This is a genomic window from Polaromonas sp. P1_G2, assembly GCF_056405515.1.
This window is the reverse complement of the sequence record NZ_JBFUBY010000315.1, coordinates 1-4,414: the sequence shown is the minus strand read 5'-3', so window position 1 is coordinate 4,414 and position 4,414 is coordinate 1. Positions and strand designations below refer to the sequence as shown.

3 protein-coding genes are annotated in these 4,414 nt (G+C 66.9%); 2 read left to right on the top strand and 1 reads right to left on the bottom strand.

Annotation, left to right across the window (positions count from 1 at the left end; genetic code table 11):
- On the bottom strand, positions 1-3,329 hold a 3,329-nt coding region (locus AC1D0P_RS22420), incomplete at its 3' end, for a hybrid sensor histidine kinase/response regulator (RefSeq protein WP_477678763.1).
- A 169-nt stretch (positions 3,330-3,498) separates the two neighbouring features.
- Here AC1D0P_RS22420 and AC1D0P_RS22415 point away from each other — a divergent pair.
- Positions 3,499-3,801: an urease subunit gamma gene (locus tag AC1D0P_RS22415; RefSeq protein WP_007874763.1), complete on the top strand. Its 303-nt coding sequence runs from the start codon at positions 3,499-3,501 to the stop codon at positions 3,799-3,801.
- Between the two features lie 70 nt (positions 3,802-3,871).
- The coding region (locus AC1D0P_RS22410) for a HupE/UreJ family protein (protein ID WP_477678764.1) at positions 3,872-4,414 on the top strand (543 nt) is incomplete at its 3' end.

Genomic DNA, 4,414 nt, shown 5'->3' with positions numbered 1-4,414 from the left:
GCGTCCGGCAGCACACGCCGCGGGGGCGTTGCCGCGGGCGAGGCTTCCACGGCCGGTGTGTCATAAAGCCAGGTCAGCGACAGGCGCCGCTCCAGCCAGGCGATCAGCTCGGTATGGCGCACGGGCTTCAAGATGAAGTCCTCGGGCAGGATGCCGGCGTCGTTCTCCATGCCCTTGTCAAAGGCATTGGCCGAAACAATGGCCAGGTGTATGCCTTCATGGCCGGAGCCGCGCACGCGGCGCAGCGTCTCCCAGCCGTCTATGCCCGGCATGGCCAGGTCCATGAAGATCACGTCGGGCTGGTAGCCGGCGGCCAGCAGGTCCAGGCAGTCGTGGCCGCTGGCGGCGGTGCGCAGCTCAAAGCCCATGGGCTGCAGCAGTTGCACCAGCAGTTCGCGGTCGGGCTCCTCGTTGTCGACCACCAGCAGCTTGCGGCGCGCGCCCTCGTAGCCGCGCGGCCGGCGCCGCACCGGCGGGGCGACGGTTTCCCTGGCGGCGCCCGCCGGCAGGTGCACCTCGGGCAGGAACAGCCGGATGCGGAAGATGGACCCCTGGCCCGGCGTGCTCACCACCGTCATCTCGCCGCCCATCAGGTCGGTCAGCATCTTGGCGATGGTCAGGCCCAGGCCGGCGCCCGGCGTGCCTTCGGCGCTCTGGCCCGCGGCCGCGCCGCGCGCGAAGGGCTCGAAGATGCGCGCGAGTTCCGCCTCGCGCATGCCGGGGCCGGTGTCCTCGATGTCGATGTAGGCCATCTCGCGCGCATGGCGCAGCCGGAAGGTCACCTGCCCCTGCGCCGTGAACTTGATGGCATTGCCCAGCAGGTTGATGAGGATTTGCCGCACGCGCTTTTCATCGGCGCGCACCAGCTCGGGCAGGTTGCCGCTGGCCTCGAAGTGGAAGGCCAGGCCCTTGGCCGCGGCCTGCAGCTCGAACATGCCGGCCATCTCGTGCACACAATCGGCGAAGTGCATGGGCTTGACGTTGAGGGTCAGTTTGCCGGCCTCGATGCGGGCGATGTCCAGCGTGCCTTCGATCAGCGACAGCAGGTGTTCGCCGCCGCGCTTGATGACGCTGACGGCCTGCTTGCGGTGCGGCGGGATGGCGCTGTCCTCCCCCATGAGCTGCGCATAACCCAGGATGCTGTTGAGCGGGGTGCGCAGCTCGTGGCTGATGGCGCTGATGTAGCGGCTCTTGGCCTGGTTGGCCTGGTCGGCATGGTGGCGCGCCTCTTCGGCCACCAGTTTGGCCTGCTGCAGCGCCTCGTCGGTCTGCCGGTGCGACTCGATCTCACGCATCAGCAGATGCGTCTGGCGGTTCGATTCTTCCTGCGCGACCTGCCGGCTCTTGTGCGCCAGCACCAGCCACCAGGCGACCAAGCCGGCGATCACGAGCAGCGCCATATAGGCTTTGAGGAAACCCGACTTCAGGGCCGGCTCGGACGGTGTCAAATCCGACAGCGCGCTGAGCTCCTGGTGGTAGAGCAAGCCGAACACGCTGGCCAGCAGCGGCACGATGATCAGCATCAGCAGCAGGAAGTGGCCCAGGCCCGTATCAAGGTAAGGCCAGGCGCGGCGCGGCAGCAGCCAGCGCAACGCGCCCGACCACTGCGCCGACAAACTCGCGTGCGGCTTGCATAGGTCGCCGCAGCGCGCGTCCAACGTGCAGCACAGCGAGCAGATGGGGCCCTGGTAGGCCGGGCAATGCGCCATGTCCGGGCCCTCATAGGCGCGCTCGCAGATCACACATTGCTGCGTCGCATAACGCTTGTAGGCGCCCTCCCCTGCGGCCGCACCCGAAGTGCGCGCGATGTAGTAGCGGCCTTTGGTGGCCCAGGCGAGCAGCGGCGCCGTGACAAAAGCCGTCCCCATGGCGATCACCGCGGAAAAGGCCTGCGCCGTCTCCCCATACAGCCCCAGGTGCGCCGTGATGGACAACACCGAGGCCAGGGCCATCGCGCCGACACCGACCGGATTGATGTCGTACAGGTGCGCGCGCTTGAATTCAATGCCCGGCGGGCTCAGGCCCAGCGGCTTGTTGATGACGAGATCCGCCACCACCGCCATCACCCAGGCAATCGCGATGTTCGAGTACAGGCCCAGCACGTCGCCCAGCGCCTGGAACACGTTCATCTCCATCAGCATGAAGGCGATCAGCGTGTTGAACACCACCCACACCACGCGCCCCGGGTGGCTGTGCGTGATGCGCGAGAAGAAATTCGACCAGGCCAGGGAGCCCGCATAGGCGTTGGTCACGTTGATCTTGAGCTGYGACACCACCACGAAGAGCGCGGTCGCCGCCACGGCCATGCCGTAGTGCGGGAACACGTATTCGTAGGCCGCGAGGTACATCTGGTTGGGGTCCACCGCGCGGTCCAGCGGCACCATGTTGGAAATCGCCAGGTAGGCCAGGAAGGCGCCGCCCAGCATCTTCACCACGCCCAAAAACACCCAGCCCGGCCCGCCCACCAGCACGCCGCCCCACCAGCGCCAGCGGTTGGCCGGCGTCTGCACCGGCATGAAGCGCAAATAGTCGGCCTGCTCACCCATCTGGGTGATCAGCGCGATGCCCACCGTCAGAGCAGCACCAAACAGGTGCAAATTAAACTCGCCGCCCACGCCCCTCTCACCGCCATAGTGCAGCACGCCCGAAAAAGCACCAGGATCGCGCAGCAGCACAAATACAAAGGGCACGACCAGCATGACCAGCCACAAGGGCTGCGTCCAGACCTGCAGGCGCGAGATGGCGGACACGCCATGGGTGACCAGCGGAATGACGACCAAGGCGCAGATCAGGTAGCCCCAGCTGGGCGGGATGCCCAGCGCCAGGTCCAAGGCATAGGCCATGACGGCCGCCTCGAGCGCGAAAAAGATAAAGGTGAAGGACGCGTAGATCAGCGAGGTCAGCGTGGAGCCTATGTAGCCGAAACCGGCGCCGCGCGTCAGCAAATCCATGTCCACGCCGTAGCGCGCCGCGTAAATGCTGATGGGCAGTCCCGCCAGGAAGATGATCAGGCCGGTGGCGACGATGGCCCAGAAGGCGTTGGTGAAACCGTACTTGACCAGCAAGGTGGCGCCCACCGCCTCCAGGATCAGGAAGGAGGCCGCGCCGAAGGCGGTATTGGCGACCCGCCATTCCGACCACTTGCGAAAGCGCTGCGGTGTGAAGCGCAGCGCGTAGTCTTCCATGGTTTCGCTGGCCACCCAGCTGTTGTAGTCGCGCCTGACCTTGATGATGCGCTGCAGCGGCGCTTCGGCGCCGCCCGGCAACGGCGCGGCCGCGGCCGTATCGGGCGGCGGTGGCGTTGGCAGGGGCGTGAGCGGGGCGTCCATGGGTGGGCAGATGCGCCGGGCGCGTGGTGATTGACCCTGCTCAAGTGCATGTTCTGTGCCATGCCTCCCCGTGAGCCCGGCCAGGCTGGACCGTGGACAGCTTCTTATGGCACCATTCTTGCACCCCGGCAAGCATCCCCAAGCCGGCAGCCTGCCCTGAGAGAGCCCCATGGAATTGACGCCCCGCGAAAAAGACAAGCTGCTTATTTTTACGGCTGCCCTGCTGGCCGAAAGGCGCCGCGCCCGCGGCCTGAAGCTCAACTACCCCGAGTCCGTGGCGCTGATCAGCGCCGCCGTCATGGAAGGCGCGCGCGACGGCAAGTCCGTCGCCCAGCTCATGAGCGAGGGACGCACGGTGCTGACCCGCGCCGACGTGATGGACGGCATCCCCGAACTGATCCCCGACATCCAGGTCGAAGCTACCTTTCCCGACGGCACCAAGCTGGTCACCGTACACCAGCCGATCGTCTGAGCGCCGCACCCCGTTTTTCGCTTCAAACTACAACATCGACCAACAGGAGATTGCCGTGCGTTTTTCCTTGATGCCTTCATCCCTTACCCTGCGTACTCTGCGCGCCTTGCTCGCCCTCGCGGCTGTGCTGCCAGCCGCCGCCTTCGCGCACACCGGCGTGGACGGCCACTCGCACCTGGATTTCATGACCGGGTTCCTGCATCCGCTGACGGGCATGGATCACTTGGCCGCCATGGTGGCCGTAGGCCTGTGGAGCGCGCTGGCCGCGCGCCGGGCCGGGCCCGGGTTGCTGTGGGGTCCACTGGGTTTTGCGGGCATGCTGCTGGCGGGCGCGTTGCTGGGCCTGCAGGGCGTGCAGATTCCAGCGGTCGAGCCCATGATCGCGGCCTCGCTGCTGGTCACCGGCCTGTTGGTCCTGACGCGCTGGCATGTGCCAGGCATCGCAGCCGCGCTCATCGTAGGCGTGTTCGCCGTCTTCCACGGCCTGGCCCATGGCTATGAACTGGCCGGAGCGCCCAGTGCGTTGGCCACGCTGTCGGGCATGCTGGCCGCTACGCTGCTGTTGCACCTGGCGGGCCTGGGTGCCGGCTGGGCGCTGCGCAGCGCCAATGCC